Source organism: Acidithiobacillus albertensis, from assembly GCF_001931655.1.
Classification (GTDB): Bacteria; Pseudomonadota; Gammaproteobacteria; order Acidithiobacillales; family Acidithiobacillaceae; genus Acidithiobacillus; species Acidithiobacillus thiooxidans.
Window position 1 is genome coordinate 1 of the sequence record NZ_MOAD01000139.1, and the last position, 3,183, is coordinate 3,183.

General features: G+C 53.7%; 6 protein-coding genes. All 6 read right to left on the reverse strand.

Annotated elements, in window-relative coordinates:
• Positions 1-44: 44 nt before the first annotated feature.
• Complete coding sequence (locus BLW97_RS18595) at positions 45-428, reverse strand: SEL1-like repeat protein (protein ID WP_075324212.1); 384 nt, start codon at positions 426-428, stop codon at positions 45-47.
• 414 nt (positions 429-842) lie between these two features.
• Complete coding sequence (locus BLW97_RS18600; RefSeq protein ID WP_075324213.1) at positions 843-1,190, reverse strand: hypothetical protein; 348 nt, start codon at positions 1,188-1,190, stop codon at positions 843-845.
• Positions 1,191-1,200: 10 nt separating this feature from the next.
• Complete coding sequence (locus BLW97_RS18605) at positions 1,201-1,476, reverse strand: HU family DNA-binding protein (RefSeq protein WP_075324214.1); 276 nt, start codon at positions 1,474-1,476, stop codon at positions 1,201-1,203.
• A 134-nt stretch (positions 1,477-1,610) separates the two neighbouring features.
• Positions 1,611-1,919, reverse strand: coding sequence for an HU family DNA-binding protein (locus BLW97_RS18610; protein ID WP_075324215.1), 309 nt, complete (start codon positions 1,917-1,919; stop codon positions 1,611-1,613).
• Between the two features lie 293 nt (positions 1,920-2,212).
• A complete protein-coding gene (locus BLW97_RS18615) occupies positions 2,213-2,785 on the reverse strand; it encodes a sigma-70 family RNA polymerase sigma factor (RefSeq protein ID WP_158006551.1) in 573 nt (190 codons plus the stop codon).
• 303 nt (positions 2,786-3,088) lie between these two features.
• A partial coding sequence (locus tag BLW97_RS19335; RefSeq protein WP_242947823.1) for an ATP-binding protein occupies positions 3,089-3,183 on the reverse strand: 95 nt, incomplete at its 5' end.

The following is a 3,183-nucleotide window of genomic DNA, read 5'->3' on the forward strand; positions in this document are numbered from 1 at the left end:
TCCACTCGTTGCGGTAACAATAAATCCATACCGGCGCTTAGCGCTTAGTCCGTCATTTCCGTGGCATATAGGTAAAGGGCATGGCGCGCCAGGCGGCCTACCGAACTGGGATGACCACTCAAAAGCCGCCACTGACGCAACGCCCAAAAGCGGTTTTGGGCGATTCCGCGACCCTGGTAAAGGGCCTTGCCATAGTAGTAGCGTGACCAGCGGCATCCATGAGGAAAGGCGGCACACCAGCAGGCAACCGCCCGTTCCGGCTCTTTCGTGCGAAACCAGTAGACCCCCAGGTAACGCTGGGCATTGACATGCCCAGCGCGCGCCCGTCGCTCAAGGGTGGCTAAGGCCGCCGCATCGCCTTTGCGCGCCTGGTAAAGGAGCCCGCGTATTTCAGTGTCGCTATACTTGGTGATCAAGTTGCTGCTCATGCCATCAGAGTGCCTCCATGAGGTAGCGGTAGCGGTTTCTATAGGCAAAGAGGACGGTCAGTTTGCCCTCTCCGTCTAAAATCCCTTACAGTTCCATGCTATCGGGGTGGAGTGCTTCAGATGACCGTCCTGTTTTTGGCGGTAATAAGCCACAGGCCTAAAGCTTGTCACCCCGACCTTGCATGGGGGGCTACCCATCAGACGTCGTCCGTGAACGGATTCAAACCGGAGCGAATACCGACAAGCCACGCAGGATGCTCCTGTCGCTCACGAGACTCCTGCACGATGGGATACCGCCGGATCTGTAAAGCCGGCATCTGCTGACCCGAATGGAGAGTTCTGCATCATTATCAGGCGGAAGGGATCATTCTGGTGTGAGTACCTGGCCAGTATCTGAGGCTTTTGAAAGACGCCTCAAACTCCCCGGGGCCGTCTACCCCGCCTGGGCTGGCCATGTTCTTTCAATAGAGATTCCCCACGCGCCTGCAGAGCCTCCGCATCTTCCTGAAGGGCTTTTTCGATGGCGGCGATAAAGTGTCGAGCGTCCCATTCCGGAGCCAAGGCCTGTGCCGCCCGTATAAAGCGCTTGTCCTGCTCCATTCTGTCCTTACGGGCTGACGGGGACTGCAGCAGCCGTTTTTTCGCGGCCTCAATTCTGGCCAGCGCCGCTTTCTGACGTTCCAGAATCGCTGCCTGTTTTTTCTCAAGATCCGCGATTCGCTGTTCTGGAGTCCGACGCACCCGTTTTTTACGTTCTGTCATGTTTTCTCCTTCAGTGATTCACTTTATCAACAAACTCTTTCCCCGCCTTGAACTTGATACTTTTCTTGGCAGGCACTTCAATTTCTTGTCCCGTAGCCGGGTTCCGCGCTTTACGCGCGGGTTTATCGACGATCTCAACAGAACAAAATCCCGGGAAAGTGATTTTCCCGGCGACCAGCAATTCGGTCTCCAGAGTCTGTCGAAACACCTGATAACATTTTTCTGCGTCCGCTTTAGACATGGCACCATGCAGAGCCAGTGCGGCGACAAATTCGGATTTATTCATGAGAGACCTCTTTCAAAAATACGCCTCTTCGGAATGTAGAGGAATGTCATAAAATGCGCAATGCAGTGTATGGACAGGTGATGCGTGGATAGTAGTCCCCCGAAGAAGTGGTATCGGTGATCAGTGCCACGCCATCAAAAGCTATGTTTATTCTGATTGACTTGTACGCGCATCGCCGTACCGGGCTTGAAATGCACAGTACGTTTCTCGGGAACATCCACTGATTTTCCCGTCTTTGGATTGCGTCCCGCGCGGGCCGCAATAATGTGCAGGGAAAACGCCCCAAAATCCCGAATCTCAATGCGTTCTCCCTCAGCCAAGGCCTGGGCACAATGATCGAGGATCAATCCAACGGCCATAATGACATCCTGTCGTGCCAAGTTGTTATGTCCCTGATCACGTAACTGTTGATAGATATTCTCCATCATTGTTGATTTATTCATAGGCCCTGTCTCTGAGTTTTCTGCTTGGTATGGATCAATCTGTTTGGGAATTCAGGGATATTATGCCCTGCCTGTATAAACGCTATCAACTTCAGTTAATCGAAGGCATGAAAAATTACTGCGCGTATCGCTTTCAGGCGAGACCAGTCGTAGCCGCTGCAGTAACAATTAACGCGACGGGCCACGCAGTATCAAAACCCACAACAGGAATCTGCATTGTGGTCGGCCTTCACCGCGCCAACTTACGATCTACCGCATTAACGTACAATTATTCCGAATTCTGAGGGGATCCCTTATACACATTTTTCACCACAGCGCGACGGTGAAATGCGATGGTAGTCGCTAACCAAACCATCGGTCATTTCTACATGACAGCACTCCAGTAATTTCTGCCTTAGCATCACGCGCGCGCGACTGGCCCGGCTCTTGATCGCGGAGGCGGATACGTGTTGTTTCTCGGCCAGAGAACGCATGGTTTCGCCATGGATGTCAGTGGCGATAAGCGTATCGCGGTAAATTGGCGGAAGCTGCTCCATGAATGGTTTCAGGCAGAGTGACATCTCCTCGTGCAATCGAATATTGTTCACCTCGTGCATGGGCAAGCTTTCGTCGAGTTCTTGCATGGGCTCGCCGCGAGACCGGTAATAGTCAACCAATGTGGTTCGAGCGGTTGCGTAGAGCCAGCCTTCCAGATTGCCGATCCGATGCCCCGCGCGTTCGGATGCCAGCGCCTTGACGAAGATGTCTTGCAGCAAGTCCTCGGCCACTGTACCGTCGGGTACGCGCCTGCGCAGAAAGCTGCGCAGGCTTTGTTGCAACCGGGAAAAGGCCAAGCCCAAGTCTTTCTCAGGCTGTTGCGAAGTCAAGTGCGACCTTACCGGCAGCACTGCTGCTGTTGGTCTGGCACTGTCTTTTGGGGGGTGCAGCAAGGCTCTTGCTTTGCCGCACCTTCCGACGAGTGCGGGGGAATGCAACAGGCCCCTGTCTGAGTGGCGGTATCTTCGCCAAACGCCACAGCATCCGACATGGTCAAGAAGTGCTCCCACGCCAGCCCCTGCGGATCGACAGTCCAGTGCTTCTCACTCTTGGCATAACAACAGGCCGTCTCTCCCTGATTGTCAAACAGCGTTTAAAAATGACCAGGTAACAGCGTATATTTTTGACCAGTTTTAGAGGGGGTGGCTGCGACGTTTTTTGAACCGGTAAGAATCGTTTCCGGTCTCCAGAATATCGCAGTGGTGGGTCAGTCGATCGAGAAGCGCCG